Source organism: Micromonospora sp. NPDC047548, from assembly GCF_040642975.1.
Lineage (GTDB): Bacteria > Actinomycetota > Actinomycetes > Mycobacteriales > Micromonosporaceae > Micromonospora.
Map to the genome: position 1 here is coordinate 124010 of NZ_JBEYTI010000012.1, position 21287 is coordinate 145296.

General features: G+C 72.6%; 21 protein-coding genes and 4 tRNA genes. 14 read left to right on the forward strand and 11 right to left on the reverse strand.

Translation table 11 applies throughout. From position 1 onward, the window contains the following. The first annotated feature begins 86 nt into the window (after positions 1-86). From ABZ807_RS15475 to ABZ807_RS15485, 3 genes are all read left to right on the forward strand, one after another. Positions 87-2144 carry a M6 family metalloprotease domain-containing protein gene (locus ABZ807_RS15475; protein ID WP_357157204.1) on the forward strand — a complete coding sequence of 686 codons (2058 nt, stop codon included), beginning with the start codon at positions 87-89 and terminating at the stop codon, positions 2142-2144. 71 nt (positions 2145-2215) lie between these two features. Continuing rightward, on the forward strand, positions 2216-2647 hold the full coding sequence (locus tag ABZ807_RS15480) for a hypothetical protein (protein ID WP_357104052.1): 432 nt from the start codon (positions 2216-2218) through the stop codon (positions 2645-2647). Next, positions 2644-3228, forward strand: coding sequence for a TlpA disulfide reductase family protein (locus ABZ807_RS15485; protein WP_357157207.1), 585 nt, complete (start codon positions 2644-2646; stop codon positions 3226-3228). Before ABZ807_RS15480 ends, ABZ807_RS15485 begins: the two co-directional genes overlap by 4 nt. A gap of 177 nt (positions 3229-3405) precedes the next feature. Here ABZ807_RS15485 and ABZ807_RS15490 read toward each other — a convergent pair whose 3' ends face one another. Next, positions 3406-4371, reverse strand: a complete 966-nt coding sequence (locus ABZ807_RS15490; protein ID WP_357157210.1) for an N-acetylmuramoyl-L-alanine amidase — start codon at positions 4369-4371, stop codon at positions 3406-3408. Beyond that, positions 4371-4526 (reverse strand): hypothetical protein, encoded by a 156-nt coding sequence (locus tag ABZ807_RS15495; RefSeq protein ID WP_357157213.1) that lies wholly within the window; start codon positions 4524-4526, stop codon positions 4371-4373. Before ABZ807_RS15495 ends, ABZ807_RS15490 begins: the two co-directional genes overlap by 1 nt. Positions 4527-4989: 463 nt before the next feature. On the opposite strand from ABZ807_RS15495, the gene ABZ807_RS15500 reads away from it, so the two are divergent. From ABZ807_RS15500 to ABZ807_RS15540, 9 genes are all read left to right on the forward strand, one after another. Further along, a tRNA-Trp gene (locus tag ABZ807_RS15500) sits at positions 4990-5062 on the forward strand. 133 nt (positions 5063-5195) lie between these two features. Next, positions 5196-5272 (forward strand) — tRNA-Glu (locus ABZ807_RS15505). 83 nt (positions 5273-5355) lie between these two features. Beyond that, positions 5356-5997 carry a response regulator transcription factor gene (locus tag ABZ807_RS15510; protein ID WP_357157216.1) on the forward strand — a complete coding sequence of 214 codons (642 nt, stop codon included), beginning with the start codon at positions 5356-5358 and terminating at the stop codon, positions 5995-5997. Positions 5998-6095: 98 nt separating this feature from the next. Then, entirely contained in the window at positions 6096-7046 is a 951-nt protein-coding gene (locus tag ABZ807_RS15515) for an ABC transporter ATP-binding protein (protein ID WP_357157219.1), read from the forward strand. Further along, positions 7046-7792 (forward strand): ABC transporter permease, encoded by a 747-nt coding sequence (locus tag ABZ807_RS15520; protein WP_357157222.1) that lies wholly within the window; start codon positions 7046-7048, stop codon positions 7790-7792. Before ABZ807_RS15515 ends, ABZ807_RS15520 begins: the two co-directional genes overlap by 1 nt. 71 nt (positions 7793-7863) lie before the next feature. Beyond that, on the forward strand, positions 7864-9015 hold the full coding sequence (locus ABZ807_RS15525) for a histidine kinase (protein ID WP_357157225.1): 1152 nt from the start codon (positions 7864-7866) through the stop codon (positions 9013-9015). A gap of 74 nt (positions 9016-9089) precedes the next feature. Next, a tRNA-Gly gene (locus ABZ807_RS15530) sits at positions 9090-9161 on the forward strand. A 160-nt stretch (positions 9162-9321) separates the two neighbouring features. Then, the gene (locus tag ABZ807_RS15535; RefSeq protein WP_357157228.1) at positions 9322-10521 is read left to right on the forward strand and encodes an RtcB family protein; all 1200 of its coding nucleotides are present in this window, start codon (positions 9322-9324) and stop codon (positions 10519-10521) included. A gap of 41 nt (positions 10522-10562) precedes the next feature. Continuing rightward, positions 10563-10635: transfer RNA gene (locus ABZ807_RS15540), tRNA-Arg, on the forward strand. 160 nt (positions 10636-10795) lie between these two features. Here ABZ807_RS15540 and ABZ807_RS15545 read toward each other — a convergent pair. The 5 genes from ABZ807_RS15545 to ABZ807_RS15565 form a co-directional block, all read right to left on the reverse strand. After that, positions 10796-11698, reverse strand: a complete 903-nt coding sequence (locus tag ABZ807_RS15545; RefSeq protein ID WP_357157230.1) for a Gmad2 immunoglobulin-like domain-containing protein — start codon at positions 11696-11698, stop codon at positions 10796-10798. Continuing rightward, positions 11695-13098 carry an ATP-binding protein gene (locus tag ABZ807_RS15550; protein ID WP_357157234.1) on the reverse strand — a complete coding sequence of 468 codons (1404 nt, stop codon included), beginning with the start codon at positions 13096-13098 and terminating at the stop codon, positions 11695-11697. Before ABZ807_RS15550 ends, ABZ807_RS15545 begins: the two co-directional genes overlap by 4 nt. 15 nt (positions 13099-13113) lie before the next feature. After that, a complete protein-coding gene (locus ABZ807_RS15555) occupies positions 13114-13794 on the reverse strand; it encodes a response regulator transcription factor (RefSeq protein WP_357157237.1) in 681 nt (226 codons plus the stop codon). Positions 13795-13893: 99 nt separating this feature from the next. Next, positions 13894-14484: a hypothetical protein gene (locus ABZ807_RS15560; protein WP_357157240.1), complete on the reverse strand. Its 591-nt coding sequence runs from the start codon at positions 14482-14484 to the stop codon at positions 13894-13896. Positions 14485-14596: 112 nt separating this feature from the next. Next, entirely contained in the window at positions 14597-14974 is a 378-nt protein-coding gene (locus tag ABZ807_RS15565) for a hypothetical protein (protein WP_357157243.1), read from the reverse strand. Between the two features lie 334 nt (positions 14975-15308). On the opposite strand from ABZ807_RS15565, the gene ABZ807_RS15570 reads away from it, so the two are divergent. Continuing rightward, a complete protein-coding gene (locus tag ABZ807_RS15570; protein ID WP_357157246.1) occupies positions 15309-17039 on the forward strand; it encodes a M28 family peptidase in 1731 nt (576 codons plus the stop codon). 121 nt (positions 17040-17160) lie between these two features. Next, on the forward strand, positions 17161-17574 hold the full coding sequence (locus ABZ807_RS15575) for a type II toxin-antitoxin system Phd/YefM family antitoxin (RefSeq protein ID WP_357157249.1): 414 nt from the start codon (positions 17161-17163) through the stop codon (positions 17572-17574). Between the two features lie 29 nt (positions 17575-17603). Here ABZ807_RS15575 and ABZ807_RS15580 read toward each other — a convergent pair whose 3' ends face one another. The 4 genes from ABZ807_RS15580 to ABZ807_RS15595 form a co-directional block, all read right to left on the reverse strand. Beyond that, positions 17604-18566, reverse strand: coding sequence for a sensor histidine kinase (locus tag ABZ807_RS15580; RefSeq protein WP_357157252.1), 963 nt, complete (start codon positions 18564-18566; stop codon positions 17604-17606). Further along, on the reverse strand, positions 18563-19156 hold the full coding sequence (locus ABZ807_RS15585) for an MEDS domain-containing protein (RefSeq protein ID WP_357157255.1): 594 nt from the start codon (positions 19154-19156) through the stop codon (positions 18563-18565). Before ABZ807_RS15585 ends, ABZ807_RS15580 begins: the two co-directional genes overlap by 4 nt. Before the next feature lie 257 nt (positions 19157-19413). Next, positions 19414-20685, reverse strand: a complete 1272-nt coding sequence (locus ABZ807_RS15590) for an MFS transporter (RefSeq protein ID WP_357157258.1) — start codon at positions 20683-20685, stop codon at positions 19414-19416. Further along, positions 20682-21257 (reverse strand): helix-turn-helix domain-containing protein, encoded by a 576-nt coding sequence (locus tag ABZ807_RS15595; protein ID WP_357157260.1) that lies wholly within the window; start codon positions 21255-21257, stop codon positions 20682-20684. Before ABZ807_RS15595 ends, ABZ807_RS15590 begins: the two co-directional genes overlap by 4 nt. Positions 21258-21287: the final 30 nt, after the last annotated feature.

Genomic DNA, 21287 nt, shown 5'->3' on the forward strand with positions numbered 1-21287 from the left:
ATTCGGACCGGGGAGTGATCACGCACGGCCGGCAGCCCGCTGACTGCGCTTCCCCACCCCCTCCCCTCACGATGAGAGGTGACTCGATGCGCCTTCTGCCCACCAGACGTGCGGTGCGGCGATCGGTGCTGGCCGCCGCGTTCGCCACCACACTGGTCGCGTCCACGGCGGCCGGCCCAGCCGTCGCCGCCCCCGGCGGAACGACCGGCGGTAGCGCACCGTTCCAGGTGCTCGACCCGCAGCGCTGGCAGAACCCGGACACGATGACCTGGGACGACTACCGTCCGGTGCCGAACCGTAACTGGGCCGACCCGACCGTCAAGGGTTCGGTCCGCAACTTCAAGATCGCTCTGGTCACGCTGGACTACGCGGACCAGCCGTTCGAGATCACCAAGCCGGCCGGGTCGTCGGTCTTCGGCAACCCGCAGGCCAGCGCGGCGAACATCCCCCGGGAGAACGTCGGCGGGTTCTACACCGACTTCCTCAACAAGCCCGGAGACCTCAACCGGGGCCACACCCTGCACGAGTACTGGATGCAGGACTCCAACGGCCGCTACGGCGTCGACCTGACCGGGTTCGGCCCGTACAAGATGCCGTCGAAGTCCTACCAGTACGGCATCGACAACGGCTTCAACCCCGGCGCCTGCCCGACCGGGGAGACCTGCGCCCGCAACATCCGCACCGACGGGCTGGGCGCCTGGCGGGCCGCCGTGGGCGAGGAGGTGGCAAACTCGTACGAACTGGTGTTCATCCTCTCCGCCGGCCAGGACGAGTCGTCGACCTGGCAGGAGTTCGGCCAGATGATGTTCCAGAACAAGGAGGACGTGCCGGACGCCTGGGGTCCGCCGGACCCCAACATGCCCAACTACGCCCGTACCCGCTACGTCGACTGGACCTCGTGGAAGGCGGCGGCGACGATCTGGCCGAACGCCGGCGGCGGCTCCTCCACCCAGGCGGAGAGCTCCGGCATGGGCGTGTACGCCCACGAGCTCAGCCACCTGCTGAGCATCGGCGACAACTACAACAACCCCTACGGGGTGCCGCTGCGCCGGGCGTACACCGGCATCTGGAGCATGATGTCGCGCGGCTCGTTCAACGGTCCGGGCGGCCCGCACACCCGCTGGCAGATCCCGCCGGTCAACGGCGGTTCGATGGGCTCCCTGCACACCGTGCGGGACAAGCTGAAGATCGGTCTGCTCGGCGAGGAGCACGTGCTGCGGCTGTCCCGGGAGACGCTGGGCTCCTCCGGCCTGGTGGTCGCCGACGTCACCGCCCGGGCGGTGGACGCCGGCCCCGGCGGCCTGACCGGCATCAACATCGCGATGAACCAGGACCGCTCGCCGGCGTGCAGCACCAGCACCGACCCGCTCTGCGACGGGGGCCGGTTCAACAACTACACCGTCGAGGTGGTGGACCGGCTGGGCGCCGACTCGTTCACCCCGGACAACGGCGTGCTGATCAGCAAGACCAAGAACACCGACAGCGCGCCCTTCCAGTGGGTGATCGACGCCAACCCGCAGGACATCGACATGGTCGACTTCTACCGGCCGGACGGCACCCCGCAGAAGATCACCATGGGCGACTACCGGCAGCTGTCCGACGCGCTGTTCCACGCCGGCGCCAACTCCGACAGCGAGTACGAGTACGTCGACGAGGCCAACCGGCTGCACTTCTACGTGCTCAACCTCCGCCGCGACGGCGACGAGGTGCTGTCGTACACGGTGGCGGTGCGCTCCCTGGACGGCGCCGGCCCCAGCACGCGCGGGGTCGCCCTGTCGAAGGGTTCGCTGATCACCCGCGGCAAGCCCGCCAACGGGGGCGCGACCTGCACCTTCGACCTGACCAACACCGGCGAGTACGCCGCCGCCGAGCAGCAGCATCCGGAGGACGTCACCGACAACCTGAAGTCCGACGTCTACCGCCTCTCCGCCACCGTCGGCGGCGACGGCTGGCGGGTGGAGCTGCCCAACGAGCTGGCCACGGCCGAGTTCGGGAAGTCCATCCCGGTCGACGTGTCGGTCGGCGCCACCGCCAACGCGACCGCGACGACCCTGGTGCAGCTCACCGCCACGTCGGAGAGCGACCCGACCAAGACCGTGACCAGCCAGTGCCGGGTCGAGCGGCCCCGCGCGCTGCTCGGCTGAGCACGTACACCACACGGCCCGGGGCGGTGCGACGTCACCGCCCCGGGCCCCGGTCCATTCTGGGAGGACGCATGCGGCGGATGCTGGCGGCGCTGTGCATACCGTCGTTGCTGGCCGGTGCGCTGACCGGCTGCGGCGACGCGGAGGAGGCCCGGTCGGCGATGACCGTGCGGGTGCTCGTGCGCGACATCAACATCCGGCCGGTGGGCGTCGACTGTGCCGGCACCGGCCCGTACACCCACTTTCACAACCGGGCGCCGTTCCGGGTGGTGGACCCGGACGGCCGCACCCTGGCCGAGGGCGCGTTGACCGGCGGCCGGTCGGTGCCGGCGTTCGAGGAGGACCTGGAGGTGCAGAAGGTGCCGACGTACTGCGAGTTCCGCATGCCGGTCGAGGTGGCGCGGCGGGACGCGTACCGGCTCGTCGTCGACGACCGGGCGCCGATCGCGCTTACCCCCAACACCAGCGAGGGGCCCGCGCTGGTCGCGGTGGTGCCGTCATGATCACCGGCGTACGCCTGGCCGCCCTGGCCGTGGCCGCCGTGCTGGCCGTCACCGGCTGCTCCACGCCGGAGGAGCCGTCGCGGCCCGAGCCGGTCGCTGGTGGGGCCGCGGCGCTGCCCGGTCCGGTGCCGGCCGGCCTGGCGCTGCGACCAGCCCCGTCCGGTGTGCCCGCCGCGCCCGCCTCGAGCGGCAGACTCACCGACGGCAGCCCGGTCGACCTCGCCGAGCTGTGGGCGGACCGGCCGGTGGTGCTGGTGTTCTTCAGCTCCTGGTGCAGCCCCTGCGAGCAGCGCCAGGACGCGTTGAGCCAGCTTGCCCGCGACCACCACGACCGGGTGGTCTTCGTCGGGGTCGCCGGCGAGGACAAGCCCGCGGACGTGCAGCGCTACCTGCAAGCGCACCGGGTGGAGCATCCGGTGGTGCTCGACGACGACGGCCGGATCGCCATGTCGTACGCCGTCCGGGAGCCACCGGCGGTGGTGCTGGTCGCCAAGGGCGGGACGCTGCTGCGCGGGTGGACCGGCGGGGTGGACGCGGCGACCCTCGACGCCAAGCTCAAGGAGCTGGTGCTGGCTCCGTGACCGGGCCTCAGATCACCGCGATCGCTCTCCCTGTAACAGGACGCGGGAAACGTCCCCGCGTGCCATGCGGGCCAGATGCTTGCTGCCGAAGATCGTGAGGGGCGCGTCGGGAGGGGCATGGCCAGGACCTGGCCATGCCCCTCCCGACCTTTTGGTAGAGCCGGCCGCTGGCCCGGGTCAGACCCGGGTGAGTCGAACGGCGTCGGCGATGATCAGTCCGCTGGCCGAACTCCACCGGCTCACGGCCACCCGGTTGGCATCGCCGGCGGGGAGCGCGAACGTGCCGAGGGAGCGCCACTGTCCACCGGCTGCCCGCTGGTCCACGTAGACCGTCTGGTTGCCGGTCGTGGTGGCGACGATGTACGGGGTCGCGCCGTTGTAGCCGGAGTTGGCCGGCCACCAGGCGTCGACCCGGTAGTTGCCTGTCGCCGGGACGTTGAACTTGTACCAGGCGGCGTCGCTGGCGGCGACCGGGTCCGCGTAGCGGTAGTCCGCCCCGTAGCGCTGTCCGGAGTACGACGAGACACCCCAGTTGGCGCTGGCGGTGAACCGGCCCGCGGTGGCGTTGTCCACCACCGAACTCCATGCCGTCCCGCCGCCGGCCATCTTCGCGGCGACGTCGGCCCGCATCACGTTCAGGTCGATGAAAGACGGGTCGATCTTGCCGGTGGTGCTCGTCTCCCGGTGGCCCCGGGCGTAGCTGGCGTCCTTGCCGAGCCGGGTGAGCACGGCGGCGGTGGCGGCGATGGACGCGTTGTACTGCGCCGCCGTCATCTCCTGATTCACCCCGTTGTAGTCGATCTCCCAACCGATCATCAGGGTGTTACCGTCGCCGGCCGGGATCGGCCCGCTGCCGCCGCTGGTGCCGGCATGGTTGCACCGGCCGGCCGAAATGACGTGGAAGACCCCGTGATAGTCGACGAGGGCCTGGCAGAGCGGCCCGGGCAGGTCGGAGCGGCCGTTGATGCAGATGTTGAGTGCCGGGTGCGGGTTGCTGGCGCTGGAGGTTGCCGCGGTGTGGTGCCACAAGACGCCGATGGGATCGAAGGAACCGGGGCGCATCCGGTTGAGCCAGTCGCCCTCGACGACGACCTGGACGCCGGCGGCCCGCAGGACGTCCACCAGCCAGGGGACGGTCGCCATCAGGACGGTCCGAGCAGATCGGCCAGGCACTCGACCTTGGGCGCGGCGTCGGCCGGGGCCGGTCGGACGGCGGTGGTCAGGGCGGCGGCGGTCAGCAGTGCAGGGATGCCGAGCACGCCTCGACGCCGCAGACGGATGGATCGTGATGTTGCCATGGCGCTCCTTCAGCTGTGGCAGAGGGGACGAGGGATTGATGATCGCGATGACGGGCAGGCTATATCGTTACAGCCGTCGATGTCGATACCTTTCGTCATCGATGTTGTTGCTGAAGGAATTTGGCATCTCAGGCCAGACTGGCCCAAGGGCCACGGACTTGCCCGCCGGCGTTGATCGTCGAATATTCGTTGCGGCCCCCGGAGGCCTCGCCTACCGTCAATGCGCAACGTCACGCCGATCAACCCGGGGAGCCCGCCGTGCAGCAGCACGCCAGCACCGAGACCATGCGGTCCACGCCGCGCGGCGGTGCCATGCTGCCCGCCGGCGAACGAGCCCGGGGCCAGCTCCAGGGCCGGTGTGGCTGGCGACGAGGGTGGCGGCGCGGATAGCGCCAGCGCGACACGCGCAGCCGCCCACCCCACCGGGGTACGGGCGGCTTTTTCGTCGCCCGGCACCCGCCCGAGGGGTGTAGCTCAACTGGCAGAGCACCGGATTCCAAACCCGACGGTTGCAGGTTCGAGTCCTGTCACCCCTGCGTCATGTCCCGGCACCGCCGGCGACGTCGCTTCTTCTCAACTCCACAGTGGATGGCATGAACACGATCCCGGCCGGCGCCGCAGGCGCGTCGGCCGGGGGTACGACACGGGGTGGAATCACCACCCACGCACGGGCCGTTGGAGCAAGCTGGCAGCTCACCCGGTTCTCAGCCGGGAGGTCACGGGTTCGAGCCCCGTACGGCCCACCAATGTGGCGGTACGCGAACCGCCCCGCTGCGCCGGGAGTGCTCGGCATGCAGCTCCTGACGGCCGCCCCCGTACTGTGGTCGCCATGACAGCTGCCCTGGTCGGAGCCGGTTCTGCGGCACCCATCAAGATCCTGCTGGCCGAGGACCAGGGGATGATGCGCGGGGCGCTCGCCCTACTGCTGGACCTCGAAGAGGACATGGAGGTCGTGGCCCAGGTGGCCGAGGGCGACGAGATCGTGCCGGTCGCACTGAAGATCCGGCCCGACGTCGCGGTGCTGGACATCGAGCTGCCCCATCGTAGTGGGCTGGACGCCGCCGCCGAGCTGCGTACCCAACTGCCCGACTGCAAGGTGCTCATCGTTACCACGTTCAGCCGTCCCGGCTATCTGCGCCGGGCGATGGAGGTCGGTGCGATGGGGTTCCTGTCCAAGGACGGCCCGGTCGACCAGTTGGCCGCGTCGATCCGGCGGGTGCTCAACGGTGAGTCGGTGATCGACCCCTCGCTGGCGGCTGCCGCGCTCAGTGCGGGACCGAGCCCCCTGACGGCCCGGGAACGGGAGGTGCTGGTGGCAGGGCTGGGCGGCGCGACAGTGGCGGACATCGCGGCGAAGCTGTGGCTGTCGGAGAGCACCATCCGCAACTACCTGTCGTCGGCCATCGGCAAGACCGGCGCCCGCAACCGTACGGAAGCCGCACGGATCGCCGACGAACGGGGCTGGCTCTGACCAGCTGACGGCTGGCCGTCGGCAGTGACATTTGTCCTGCCGGAGTCCGGATATCTTCTTCTACAAGGGGTCCGCCCTGCATTCGTAGTGTTCTCGGCATGACGAAGACACACGAGGCGGCACCGGTGGTGGCCTTTGCCGGCGCGGTCCGGACGTTCGGGGAAGTGCGAGCTGTCGCCGGTCTCGACCTCACGATCGGGCGGGGCGAGCGGGTCGCGCTGCTCGGCCGCAACGGCGCGGGCAAGTCGACCTCGATCAGCCTGCTGCTGGGCCTGGACGAGCCGACCGCCGGCGAGGTACGGCTGTTCGGGGAGACCCCGCAGCACGCGGTACGCGCCGGTCGGGTCGGTGCGATGCTCCAGGGCACCAAGCCCGTACCCCGCGTCACGGTGCGGGAGTTGGTGACCTTCGTGGCCAGCAGCTACCCGAATCCCATGCCGGTCGACGAGGCCCTGGAACTGGCCGGGCTCGGTGAACTCGCCGGCCGGCGGGCGGACCGCCTCTCCGGCGGCCAGGCGCAGCGGGTCAACTTCGCCGTCGCCCTCGTCGGTGACCCGGACCTGCTGGTCCTCGACGAGCCGACCGCCGCGCTCGACGTGGCGGCCCGCCGCTCGTTCTGGCAGTCGATGCACGCGTTCACCGAGCGGGGCAAGACCGTGCTCTTCTCCACGCACTACCTGGAGGAGGCGGACCAGAACGCCGACCGGGTCGTCGTCATCGACCGGGGACGGGTCATCGCCGACGGCAGCAACACCGATATCAAGCAGGCGGTCGGAGCCAGCCTCGTCTCCTTCGACCTCCAGGGCCGTTCGGCGCCCGCCGGCCTGGCGTCGCTGCCCGGCGTGCTCTCCGTGGCAACGCGCGACGGCCGGGTGCAGCTACGGACCGCCGACTCCGACGCGACCGTCTACGCCCTCGCCCAGCTCGGTCCGGTACGGGGACTCGAAGTGACCTCCGCCGGACTGGAGGACGCCTTCCTGACCCTCACCTCGCCCGCCACCACCTCCGCTTCCGTCTCCTCCGCGCCGACCCAGAAGGCAGGTTCGTGATGTTCGGCCAGATCGCCCCGGTCAACCAGTACGTCAAGCTGGAGCTTCGTCGGACATTCCGGGACACCGGGTTCGTCATCTTCGGCATTGGCACCCCCGTGCTCATGTACCTGATGTTCACCAACGTCGGTGGGAAGGCCGACGGTTTCTCCGGCTGGGCGGTCACCGCGATGGTGGGACTGGCCGCGTACGGTGCGCTGAGCGCCGGCCTGACCGTCGGGACGGCGGTCGCCGAGGACAAGGCCGTGGGCTGGCTCCGGCAGTTGCGGATCACCCCGCTGACCCCGGCCCAGGCGGTCGTCGGGCGGGCCGTGACCGGTTCGCTGATGGTCCTACCGGCGATCATGGTGGTGCTGCTCACCGGCGCGATCGTCAACGGCGTACGGCTCGGGCTCGGTCAGTGGGTCGCGCTGATCCTCCTGCTGTGGATTGGCTCCCTGCCCTTCACCATGCTTGGTCTCGCCAACGGCTACGCCCTCTCCGCCCAGACCACCAACGTGACCAACGTGGTGACCAACCTGTTCCTCGCTTTCCTCGGCGGTCTGTGGTTCCCGGTGTCGGAGTTCCCCGGCTGGCTGGCCGCCGTTGCCCGGTGGACTCCGGCCCACCGCTTCGGGCAGCTGGGCTGGGACACCGTGCAGGGTGCCGCGCCGGGTCTGGACACGGTCCTGGTGCTGGTCAGCTGGCTGGTGGTGTTCGGCGCGTACGCCGGCTACGCGTACCGTCGGGCCGGCCGCCGCGCCTAGCGGTGACCAGGGCTGGCGACCACTTCTGCCGCCAGGGTGGGGCAAGCAAACCTGAGTCAGGAGGGACAGGCATGAAGAAGCGCTGGTGGCCGACCTCGAACGTAGACGTCGACAAACTGCCGGAACTGACCAGCGGGACCGCCTTCCTTCCATGGCTGATGCTGACCGCCGGTGCCGTCGCAGACCTCGTCCGGGGTGAGATGTCCCTGCCCTGGCTGGGCGGTGCCGGCCTGTTGGCCTTCGTCGCCCTCTACGTCACGGTGGCGTACCGGGCGTTCGACCCCAGTCGCCGCGCGAACCGGACCACGCTGGGCCTGCTCGCCGCCCAGACCGCTGTCACCTACCCGCTCGCCCTGGGGTACGGCGGGAACTGGATCCAGTTGTTCATACCGTTGGCGCTGGTCTGCGGTGCCGTACTCCGTGGTCAGCACCTCGTCGTGGCGCTGACCGTCCTGGGCGGGTCGGCCGGCTTGATCTCCGGGGAGCGGGACCACGACCCGTTGGCCGCGATGATCAACGGCTACGGCACCTTCATCTCCGGCCTGGTGACGGCCGCCATCCTCGGTCTGGCCGCGACGACGGCGGAACTCCGCCGGACCCGGGAGGAACTGGCCCGGTCTGCGGTGGATCGGGAACGTCTGCGCTTCGCCCGCGACCTGCACGACCTGCTCGGACACAGCATGTCGGTCATCGTGGTGAAGGCCGAGGCGGTGCGACGGCTGATGGAGCGTAGCCCGGCGCAGGCAGCCGCCCAGGCGTCCGACATCGAGACCGTCGGCCGACAGGCCCTGACCGAGATCCGGGAAGCCGTCTCGGGTTATCGAGTGAGCAACCTGGCCACCGAACTGGACCGGGCCCGGTCGGCCCTGAGCACGGCGGGGGTAACGCAGGACGTCCAGCTCGCCGGTCCACCACTCGATCCGGAGACCGAGGCGGTGCTCGGTTGGGTGCTACGGGAAGCGGCGACGAACATCATCCGGCACAGCAACGCCACCCATGTCGAGATCGTCATGGTGCACACCCCGCAACAGGTCCGACTGGAAATCACGGACAACGGCACCAACCGGCCGTCGTCCCATCCGGCGGGCACGCCTGATACGACGTCCGGTAACGGGTTGAAAGGCTTGGCGGAACGCCTCGCCGAGGCGGGCGGATCGTTGGTGGCCCAGGTCGGACCACAGGGCGGTTTCCAGGCGATCGCCGAGCTGCCGAAACCGATGTGACCGGTGCTGGTCACGCCGGCCGCGACCCGCAGGCTGCCCGAGACCGGCTCGACCGCCCGGCGTAGTGACGACACGCGGTTGTGGCGCAGTGGTAGCGCGTCGCCCTGCCATGGCGAAGGTCGCCGGTTCGAATCCGGCCAGCCGCTCGGAACACGCTCGTCCCACGGGCACGGGCACGGGCACGGGCTGCGCGCTGGGGCGCAGAGAGGCCTTGCAAGCCACTCCCGCCGGGTTCGACTCCCGGGCGGTCCACGAGACATCCGCCGCCCCGCCCGGGGCGGCACCCCACGACACCAGGAGACGACGATGGCATTCACCCCGCTGCCGGGCACCAGGGCGCCGGTACGGGTCTGGACCGACCCGTACGGCATCGAGCCGCAGGCCGCACAGCAACTGCGCAACATCGGCGCGCTGCCCTGGGTGCAGGGCGTCGCGGTCATGCCGGACGTGCACTTCGGCAAGGGTGCCACGGTCGGCTCCGTCATCGCGATGCGGCAGGCCGTCTCGCCCGCCGCGGTCGGGGTGGACATCGGCTGCGGGATGTCCGCGGTGCGTACCTCGCTCACCGCGGCCGACCTGCCCGACAGTCTGGCGCCACTGCGTGCGGCGATCGAGGCCACCATCCCGGTCGGCTTCGCCAAGCGCGACGACCCGGTCAACCCGCGCCGCATCCGTGGCCTGGAGCAGGCCGGCTGGGACGACTTCTGGGGCCGGTTCGGCGCCCTGGACCGGCGGGTGTCCCAGCTGGAGAGCCGGGCCCAGCACCAGATGGGCACCCTCGGTGGGGGCAACCACTTCATCGAGGTCTGCGTCGAGCAGGGCGGCCCGGACGCCGGCCAGGTCTGGCTGATGCTGCACTCCGGCTCCCGCAACATCGGCAAGGAACTGGCCGAGCGGCACATCGGGGTGGCCCGGCAGCTGCCGCACAACACCGACCTGCCCGACCGGGACCTGGCGGTGTTCCTCGCCGGCACGCCCGAGATGGACGCGTACCGCCGGGACCTGTGGTGGGCGCAGGAGTACGCGCGGCGTAACCGGGCGGTCATGCTGGCGCTGCTCTGCGGCGTGGTCCGCGAGCAGTTCCCGCACGTGGCGTACGGGGAGCCGATCTCGTGTCACCACAACTATGTGGCGGAGGAGAGCTACGACGGGGTGGACGTGCTGGTGACCCGCAAGGGCGCGATCCGGGCCGGTCGGGGGGACCTGGGCATCATCCCGGGGTCGATGGGCACCGGCTCGTACATCGTGCGGGGCAAGGGGAACCCGGACGCGTACTGCTCGGCGTCGCACGGCGCGGGGCGGCGGATGTCGCGGGGGCAGGCCAAGCGCACGTACAGCACCGCCGACCTGGTCCGGCAGACCGCCGGGGTGGAGTGCCGCAAGGACGCCGGGGTGGTCGACGAGATTCCCGGCGCGTACAAGGACATCACCAAGGTGATGGCGCAGCAGGACGACCTGGTCGAGGTGATGGCGCACCTCAAGCAGGTGGTCTGCGTGAAGGGTTAGACCACGACCGGCGTCCGTGGGGGGGCGGGCGCCGGTCGTACGCCCCGGTGGCTCAGCGGAGAGAGCGCCGGTCTACGAAACCGGAGAGCCCAGGTTCGAATCCTGGTCGGGGCACGGTCCGCAAAGCCGTACACGTGGGTTCATTCCCGCCTCGGTCTCCACCGATGCCATCCACTGTGGTGCCGCCGGAGGACGTGGGTCCAGCCGCTGCTCATAACGGTGGCCCGCCCGGTTCGACCCCGGGTCCGGCGACCTCACCCACACTGCCGATCGGTCAGGCGGTGGCGGCCAGGACGACCGGGACGGTCACCACGTGCGTCCGGGAGCCGTCGCGGGGCGACACCTCGTACACCTCGACCGTGCCGGGGCCGGCGGTCGCCAGCCGGTAGGCGACCGCGCCCCGGTAGTCGCCCCTGCAGCCGCTGCCGCAGGTGGCGGTGGTGAAGCCGGTGCCGACCACCCGCCCGGCGGAGTCGAGGACCCGGATCGAGACGGTCGCCTCGTACACGTCGGCGGTGCCGGCGACGCTGACCGGCCCGGCGATCCGCTGGCCGATCGCCGGCTCGGTGACCACGATCGGTGGCAGCAGGTCGGCCAGGTCGGTCCGGGCCAGCACGACGCCGGTCCCGGCGAAGGCCACCCGCCGCACGGTGGGGAACTGGGTGAGGGTCCAGACCACCTGGGCCCGCCGCAGCCGCAGCGTAGGGGCGTCGGTATCGGCGAACGACGGGGGAGCGGACACGGTGGCGGTGCCGTCGGCGATCCGTACCATCTCGACGCCGTCGGGAACCAGGGTGGCCAGGCCGGCGGCGGTCTCCGCCGGGGTGGGCCCGGCGGCCAGTTCGGTCAGTGCCAGGCGGGAGGTGGCGACGGTGGTGGGTCGGGTACGCCGGGTCGGCACCACCTCCCCGGCCCGGGTGAACCAGAGCTGCACGGTCACGCTTCCCGTGCCGGACGGGGTCGGTGTCCCGGTCCGGGGCGGGGTGACCGGCACGGGTGGCGGCGTGGCGGTGCCCTCCGGGATGCGACCGGTGGTGGCCGGAGGGGCGGCCACGGGCGGCGTGGCGGTGCTGGGCGCGGCGGCGCGGGGGGCCGGCCCGAGGGTGCCGGAGCGGGCGTCGGCGCAGCCGGCGAGCAGCAGGGCGAGCGCGGCGAGAAGGGCGGGCAGCCGGTTCACGGCTCTGCTCCCTGGTTGGTGTCGGGCGGGGTCAGGGGCAGCGCCAGCCGGAACGTGGTCCCGACGCCGGGCGTGCTGCGCACGGTGAGCCGGCCGCCGAGCAGTCGGGTGTTCTCCCGGGCGATGGCCAGGCCGAGCCCGCTGCCGGGACCGGAGCGGGCCGGGTCGGCCTTGTAGAAGCGGTCGAACAGGTGCGGCAGGTGTTCGGCGGCGATGCCCGGCCCCTGGTCGCTGACCTCGTACACCAGCAGCGGGCCGGCGCGGGCGGCGCACGCGCGGACCTCGCCCTGGCCGTGCGTGACGGCGTTGCCGACCAGGTTGGCCAGTACCCGTTCCAGCCGGCGCGGGTCGGTGCGCAGGACGGCTCCGTCGCCGGTGACGACGACCCGGCCGGCCCAGCCGTGCGCCGCGACCAGGTCGCGGAGCGGGGTGAGGGCGTGGACCGGTGTCAGGCTGACCGCCTCCCGCCCGGCGTCCAGCCGGGAGATCTCCATCAGCTCCTCGACCAGGGTGCGCAGCCGTACCACGTCGGCGACCAGCAGTTCGGCGGCCCGGCGGGCGTCGTCGGGCAGCGCGTCGAGCTGGTCGGCCAGCAGCGAGGCCGCCGCCACCAGGGCGGTGACGGGGGTACGCAGCTCGTGCGCGACGTCGGCGGTGAACCGCCGCTCGCGGGCCTCGGCCCGGGACAGGTCGTCGATCTTCGTCTGGAGCGCCTGCGTCATCTCGTTGAACGCTGCGGCCCAGTCGCTGAACTCGTCCCGGCCGCGCACCGGCAGCCGGGTCGCCAGCAGCCCCTCGGCCACCGCCCGGGCGGCCCGGCTGGCCCGGCCCACCGGTTCGAGGGTGCGCCGGGCCAGGGAGTGCCCGACCCCTGCCGCGAGCGCCACCACCGTCAGCCAGCCGACCGCGAGCGCGGTGCGTAACTGGTCCAGCCCGCCGATCAGGTCGGTCTCGTCGGTGACCGCGTACAGCTCGGCGGTGGAGCCGGGGATCCGCCCGCCGACCACGAGCAGGTGCCGCCCGGTGGTGCCGTCGAGGCGTTCGTACCCGAGCTGTCCGTCGGCGACGGCGGCTCGCAGCTGCGGGCCGGGGGTCGGGGCGTACGAGGGGTGGGAGGCGTGGGTGTCGCCGGCGACCAGCAGGACGTGCCGGCCGCTGCCCTCGAAGCTGGTGAGCAGTTCGGTGCGGCGGGCGTCGGTCAGCGGCACGAACTGTCCGGCCAGGACGAGCTGGTAGCGGGCGTCGGCCGCCGCCCGCTGCACCGAGCCGTCCAGCCGGGCCTGGCGCAGCATCAGGTACGACCCGCCGGCGAGCACCCCGGCGGAGACTCCGGCGACGAGAACGAACGCCACCGTCAACCGGCGGCGGAGCCGACCCGGCGGTACGGTGCCCGGGGCCATCGCGCCACCCTCCTGTCAGGCCGTGGCGAGCTTGTAGCCGACGCCGCGCACCGTCCGGACCAGCCGGGGCTCGGCGGGGTCGTCCTCGACCTTGGCGCGCAGCCGCTGCACCGCCACGTCGACCAGTCGGGAGTCGCCGAGGTGGGAGTGGTTCCACACCCGGTCCAGCAGCAGCTCGCGGGTGAACACCTGGCCCGGCCGGCGGGCCAGCTCCAGCAGCAGCCGGAACTCGGTGGCGGTCAGGGTCAGCTCCCGACCGGCCTTGCGGACGACGAAGCGGTTCGGGTCGATCTCCAGCCCACCCACCGTCAGGATGGTCTCCTCGACGACGGCGGTGGCCCGGCGCAGCCCCGCGCGGACCCGTGCCACCAGCTCCGGCAGGTCGAACGGCTTGCGCAGGTAGTCGTCCGCGCCGCACTCCAGCCCGACGACCACGTCGATGGTGTCGGTGCGTGCGGTGAGCATCAGGATCGGCACCGAGCTGGTGCGCCGGATCTCGCGGCACACCTCCAGTCCGTCGAGGCCGGGCAGCATCACGTCGAGGACGACCAGGTCGATCGGCTGGGCCCGCCAGGCGGCCAGCGCGGCGCGGCCGTCGACGGCGGTGGCGACCCGGAAGCCGGCCCGCCGCAGACCGAGGGCGGTGACCTCCCTGATGGAGGCATCGTCCTCGACCAGCAGCACGCGGCCGTCCATGACGTCCCCAGGGTAGCCCCGTGACGTCATCGGACGGCCCTGGCGCAACGGCCGGTGGCGGGGGTCCGGTCGACGCCCGGCCCCCGCCCCGACGGCTGGTCACTCCTGCCACTGGTGGGCGACGTCCAGCACGATCCGGCTGTGCGCGCCGGGGCCGGCGAGCACCAGCACCCGGAAGGGCAGCTGCGCCCGTACGCCGACGGCGAAGGTGCTGTAGCCCTCGAACGTGCCGCCGTACACCACGTCGCGCAGCGTCCGGTAGCCCAGCACGGTCGCCACGTGGTCGCCGGCCCGGTACGGGTAGCCGATCGCCGGCTCGCGCAGCTGCACCCGCAGCAGCGCCCCGCCCGCCGTGTACGGCGACAGCGCCAGCCCCTGCCCCTCGGTCCAGGTCTCGCCGTACGCGACGGAGAAGCCGTCGGCCGGGCCGTCGAACTCGAACACCAGCCGGTCCCAGCAGTCGTGCTGGCCGGTGCGGGTGCTCAGCAGCGAGGCGGTGCGCAGGTCGCCGCCCGACTTCTCGGTGCTGCCCCAGGTGATCCCGCAGTATGGCGCGCCGGTGACCGCTCGCGGCGCGGCCTGCGCGCCGGGCGTCGTGGGCCGCGCTGCCGCGGTGGCCGCCGTGGTGGCGGTGAGCAGGACGGCGAGCATGACCGCCGCCACCGCCCCCAGTGTCCTCTTCGATCGCATCGGGTCCTCCCTGCCGATTCCGTCCGGCCCGTTCGGTGGGCCGGTGGAGTTCGACGGTCGGGCGGGTACGCCACAGCCGTCCCACCGGGGCGTAACAGCGGAGTAACAGTCCTCAGCGGGAGGTGCGGGCCGCTGGTCCGGAGGCGTCCGCGACCGTCGCCGCCTCCCGCGGTGGCGACACCGTCGGCGGCTCGGCGAGGGCGCGCAGCGGGGAGCAGAAGATCGGCAGCCAGGTCAGCGCGGCGCCCGCGGCGCCGATCCAGAGCGCGGTGTGGACGCTCGCGTACTGGCCGAGCAGGCCGGAGAGCGCGGCGCCGACCGCGGTCGCGCCGAACAGCAGGAAGCGGAACACCGCGTTCATCCGCCCGAGCAGCGCGTCCGGGGTGGCGCGCTGGCGCAGGCTCACCCCGATGACGTTGCCGATACCGGTGCGCCAGGCCATGGCCAGCCAGCCGAACCCGGCCAGCCAGAGCGCCGGGTGGGCACGCACCGGGTCGGCCGGTTCCTGCTCTACGCGCGGACTACCTCGGCGGAGGCGCTGCTCGCCGGGGCGGGCTGACCGGGCGGCCGGCGCGGCGGGCTCGCCGGGCCCGTCAGGCCACCCGGGCCACCGTGCCGGCGGGCGGGGCGGGCACCGCGTCCGGATGCAGGACGGCGGGATTGTGACACCGTTCGGCCGGTTGACCGTGAGATCGATACATGTCAGTGTTTCATTCCCTGGTGTGACCGCCGTGGCCTGACCCCCGGGCCACGAGATCCCGTCCACCCCGACCTGACCCCGCCAGGGATCCGGCCACGCCCGCAGACCCCCACGAGGAGTTCGCATGAGACGTAGCACGCCGACGAAGGGCCTCGCCCTCGCCGTGTTCGCCGCCGTGACGATGACCCTGTCCGCGCAACCGGCCACGGCGGCCCCGCCGGCCGCCGCCCCGCTCGCCGCCCTCGCGGCGCCGGACATCTCGGTGACCAACGTCCAGGCCCACCTGACCCAGCTCAACACCATCGCCACCAACAACGGCGGCACCCGGCGAGCCGGCTCGGCCGGCTACACCGCGTCGGTCAGCTACCTCAAGACCAAGCTCCAGGCCGCCGGCTACACGGTCAGCGAGCAGTACTGCTCGAACTGCACCTACCCCGGCAACAACCTGATCGCCGAGTGGCCGCAGGGCCCCGCCGACCAGGTCGTCATGTTCGGCGCGCACCTGGACAGCGTCTCCGCCGGCCCGGGCATCAACGACAACGGCTCCGGCTCGGCCACCCTGCTGGAGAACGCGCTGGTGCTGGCCGAGCAGAACCCGTCCATGACCAAGCGGGTCCGCTTCGCCTGGTGGAACGGCGAGGAGCAGGGCCTGCAGGGCTCGAAGTTCTACGTCAACTCGCTCACCGCCACCCAGAAGGGCTACCTCAAGGGCTACTACAACTTCGACATGGTCGGCTCGCCCAACGGCGGCTACTTCATCAACCGGGTCACCTCCACCACCGCCGCGCCGCTCAAGGCCTACTGGGACTCGCTCAACCTCCTGCCCGAGGAGAACGTCGAGGGCCAGGGCCGCTCCGACGACTACTCCTTCCAGCAGGCCGGCATCCCCACCTCCGGCTACGCCGCCGGCGCCAGCGCCACCAAGACCTCCGCGCAGGCCAGCAAGTGGGGCGGCACTGCCGGCGCGGCGTACGACGGCTGCTACCACCGTTCCTGCGACACCACCAGCAACGTCAACGCGACCGTGCTCAACCGCAGCGCCGACGGCGTCGCGTACGCCATCTGGCAGCTCGCGGTCGGCGGCACCCCGACCAACGACTTCTCGGTCTCGGTGAGCCCGACCTCCGGCAGCGTGGCCCAGGGCAGCGCCACCACCGCCACCGTCGCCACCGCCACCACCGCCGGCAGCGCGCAGACAGTGACGCTCACCGCCTCCGGCGCGCCCAGCGGCGTGACCGTGTCGTTCAGCCCGTCGTCGGTCACCTCCGGCGGTTCCGCCACGATGACTGTCACCGCCTCGTCGACCGCCACCACCGGCACCTTCACCATCACGGTCACCGGCACCGGGTCGGTCACCCGCACCGCCACCTACAGTCTCACCGTGACCGGCACCGGCGGGTGCGCCGGCGCCCAGGTGATCGGCAACGGCGGCTTCGAGTCCGGCACCACCCCGTGGACCGCCAGCTCGGGCGTGATCACCAACTCGGCCAGCCAGCCGGCCCGGACCGGTTCGTACAAGGCGTGGCTCGACGGCTACGGCAGCACCCACACCGACACGCTGTCGCAGACGGTGACCGTGCCGGCTGGGTGCGCGACGTACACCCTCGCCTTCTACCTGCACATCGACACCGCCGAGACCACCACAAGCACCGCGTACGACAAGCTGACCGTCCAGGTCGGCACCACCACCCTGGCGACATACTCCAACCTCAACGCCGCCAGCGGCTACATGCTGCGCTCGTTCAACGTGGGCGCGTACGCCGGTCAGACCGTCACCCTCAAGTTCACCGGGACCGAGGACGTGTCCCTGCAGACCAGCTTCGTCATCGACGACGTGACCCTGCAGGCGAGCTGATTGGCCGGGGCGGGGTGGGCCCCCGCCCACCCCGCCCCCCACGGTGCCATCCGGCCGGCGGTGCCGACCCCGCCGGACCGTCACGTCGGTAAATGTCGTACCCCGGTCCCAGCATGGGAGCATGGCTGCCCCCGCGCTGACCCACCACAGTGGTCGACCCCGTTCCCTGCCGCTGCGCGAGCTGCGCACCCGACTGACCCAGCTGATCGCCATGGCCGAGCTGACCGACACCGTCACCCTGGTCACCCGCGACGGTGATACCCGCCCGGTCGCCGCGATCGTGCCCGCCGCAGCGGCCCGCACCGCCGCCCAGGCGCGGGCCGACGGTGAGCGCCTCGCCGCCGTCACCGCCGGCTGGGCCCGCCGCCTGGAGGAGGCGCACCGGCAGGGCGCCCGCCGGCACGCCGCCGAGCTGCGCGCGGTCACCGCTGCCCTCGCCGAGGCCTGGGCCGAGCTGGACCGGCGGGTCTCGCCGGGCGGCGACCGGGCCCTCGACCGGCTGCGCGCCGTGCACGCCGATCTGCTGCGCGACTGACCCGCCCCCGCAGGGCCGCCCGCCGCGCGTCAGCGCGTGACGTGCGGATTGCCGGCGGTCAGGCGCAGCGTGAAAGCGTCCGCCCCGCGGTGCATCGCGACGTGGTTGCAGGACTGGTGGGTGATCCACAGCCCGAGACCGCCCGCCGTCGCGCCCTGGGCGGGCAGCAGACCAGCGTACGGATCGCTCGGCCCGTCACCGCGGTCGTCGACGGTCACCACGATCCGATTCTCGGCGGCCCAGAGCCGGAACCGCACCGGCGGCCGACCGTGCCGCAGCGCGTTGGTCACCACCTCGCTCACCGCCACCGCCAGGTCGTCGACGTCGTCGACCTTCAGCCGGCCACGACCGGCCTCCTGCACCGCCTCGCGGGCCCGCGCCGGTGTCGGGTCGCCCAGCTCGACGGCCGGAGTGCCCGCCTGCAACGGGTCGGGCGCCATCGGCCGGTTCTCCCGCAGGTACGCCTCGGGCTCGGTGTAGCCCTCGTTCGGCATGTGCCGCCCGTCCGGCGTGGCCGTACGCGGGTGGGTGCGGGCCACGTCCGCCAGCATCGCGGCCGGGGCGGTCCGGGTGTCGTACGCGCACATGCTCCACAGTGGAAAGTCATCGTAGGCGTGGTTGATCGCCGACTCGTAGCGGGCCCACCAGTCCCAGGTCGGGCCGAACGCGGACGCAGGCAGCTCACCGATGATGCGGATCTGCCCCGCCCCGGCGGTGACGTGGTCGGCCAGCAGCTGCCGGTAGGACCTGATCGCCACCGTCGGCCGGCCGTACACGTCGCCGCCACCGAGGTACGACACCCCGGAGTCCGGTCCGAGCGCCGCGCGCACCAGCGCGGTGTTGCGCTCGCCGAAGGCGACCAGCGTCGGCTCACCGGCGGCGACCCCGCCGGCGAGGAAGGGCAGCACGACGGCGAGGAGCTCGTCCTCGGAGCCGTAGCAGACGGCCTCGTGGAAGTACCCGCGGTGCCCCGCGGCCGCGCCGGTCCTCATCGGGCCACCGCCACCCGGATGCGGGACAGTCCCAGCAGCTCGACTAGCCGGGCAGCGGGCGCCAGCGCGGTGCGCAGGACCACGGTCCCGCCGCGCCGCTTGGCGGGCCGGTGCAGGTGCACCAGGCTCCGGTAGTCGATGAAGCGCAGCTCGTCGGCGCGGACCACCAGTTCGCCGGTGGCGTCGTCGAGGTGGGCACGGGTGAGCGCAGCGCCGAAGGTCTCGTGGTTGGAGCTGTCGAGCTCGCCGGCGAGGACCAGATCAGCGGGCCCGACGTACAGGTGGAACAGGGTGGCGTCCGGGTCGGCCGCCGGGTGCAGGCAGGCCAGCTCCTCGATCGTCCGGTCGTCCAGCACCCGCCGGTCGTACCCGCAGGCGGCGCCGCTGCGCAGCGCCTCGCGCAGTCGCGGGACGTTCCGCCACCGTGCGGCGGCGATGCCCTCCGGCTCGGCGGTGACGTAGCGGACCCGCTCGCCGGCGTCGAGGCCGGCGAGGAGGAACCGCTGCGCCCGGGCGTCGAAGACCGCTGGGTCGTCGTAGGTCCAGCAGACGTGCCCCGGCGGCACGGACCCCACTGATCCGCTGGTCACGCTCGACGCCTCATGCCGGGAGTCTATGCCCGGCCGGGCCGGTCGGCGCAGTCCGACCGACCCCGGCGGGTGCCCCGCGTCCGGGCCGCGCCGGCACGAGTTCCTGCCCCTGCTGGCGTCGCGCGGGCTGCGTACCGGCCGGGTCGCGGTGGCCGGCCGGTTCTGGGCTTCCATCGCAGCAGGTGCGCGCGATCAGCGCCGCGCTGGCCGCCTGACCGCGCTGGCCGCCCGCCCGGCCGGCCCGAGGCCGGCGGAGCTCAGGTGGGCGTGGCGGCCAGGTCCGGGTGCTGCTCGTCCACGGCCGCCGGTCGGCCCATTCGCCGCCACGGGCCGCCCAGCAATGGGGTGAGCACGACCAGGACGTAGGCGGTGCCGATCGTGAGCAGGGTGGCGGTGGTGCCGAACCGGTCCGCGGCCAGACCGGCGCCGAGGGCGCCGAGCGGCATGGCGGCCCAGGCGCCGGCGCCGACGACCCCGTAGACGCGGGCCCGCATGTGCGCGGGCACCCGTTCCAGCTTGACCGCGCCGATCAGCGGGTTGATCGCGCCCGCGGCGAGACCGGAGACCGCGAAGACCGCCACCAGCACCGGCAGCGGCGGTGCGGCGGCCAGGGCCCAGAACGTCGGGCCGCTGGCCACCGCGAAGGCGGTGACGAAGGTGGCGCGGCGCGGTAGCCGGTGGCCGACGGCGCTGAACACCAGCGAGCCGACCAGCGCGCCGCCGCCCATCGCGCCGACCAGCAGCCCGAACGCGGTGGCCCCGCCGAGGTCGCGTTCGGCGACCACGGGCAGCAGGACGCTGCTCTTGGCCGCGTCGAAGAAGTTGGTGACGAGGACCAGCAGCACCACCGCGCGCAGCAGTGGCTCCCGGGTCAGGAACCGGACCCCGGTGGCGAAGTTGCGCCAGTAGCCGCCGGATTCCTCCTGCGCCTGGTCGGTGGGGCGCATGCTCCGGGGCACCAGCAGCGCGACCACCAGCGCGGAGACGGCGAAGGTGGCGGCGTCCACGGCCAGCACCGGCAGCGCGCCGATGGCGGCGACCAGCAGCCCGGCGACGGGTGCGCCGAGCAGCCGGGAGCCGCGTTCGGTGGCCTCGAACCAGCCGATCGCCCGCTCGATGGGCACCCGGGCGGCGGTCGCCGCCTCCGGCAGCAGCGCGGTCCGCGCGGTCTGGCCGGGCGTGTCGAGCAGCCCGCTGGCGAAGACCAGCGCCAGCAGCGCCCAGAACGGCAGGCCGACGGTGGCGTCGAGCAGCGGGACGGCGGCGACGGTCGCGCAGGACACCAGGTCGGCCAGGACGCTGGCCCGGCGGTAGCCGATCCGGTCGACCAGCACGCCGCCGAGGGCGCCGCCGAGCACCACCGGCGCGGTGGCGAACGCACCAGTCAGGCCGGTGGCCGCGGGTGAGCCGGTCTCGGCCAACACGTAGAGGGGCAGGGCGATGTAGGTGAGCATGTTGCCGGTGAGCGAGACCGTGTGGCCGACGAGCAGGCCGAGCAGCGGTCCCCAGCGGCGCGGTGCCGCGCTCACTGTGGCCCCCGGAAGGCCTGGTAGATCAGTGTGACGGTGCGGGCGTCGGGCCGGCCGGGGTCGCTGCGCGCCACCCAGCGCGCCGACAGTGCCTCCAGGTCGCCGCGCAGCTCCACGAGCTCATCCGGTGTCAGGTGGAGGAAGTGGTCGCTGCTGGCGGTGCCGCGTACCCAGGCGGGGTCGAGGGTGGCCTCGGCATCAAGGTAGTCCTGGAACTTCTCCACGTACCGCTGGAGTGCGGCCCGGCGCAGCAGGTCCGAGGCGAGCTTGAGCTCCGGGTCGGCCAGCACCGCGACCGGCTCCCAGGCGGTACGGGTGTGCGCCGCCCGCCACCAGCGTTCCCGGCGATTACGGGCGTGTTCGGGCGCCTCCCGGATGAAGCCGTGCTCGGCGAGCTTGCCCAGGTGGTAGCTGACCGAGCCGACCGCCTCGTCGACGATTTCGCTGAGCATGCCGACACTCTGCGGGCCGCGGACCCGCAGCTCGCCGAGGAGCCGCAGGCGGGTGGGGTGGGCCAGGGCGCGCATGGCGCGGGGGTCGGTCAGGTGCAGTGTCGACTCGTCCTCGGGCATGGCGACAGACTAGATGCACAAGACATGATG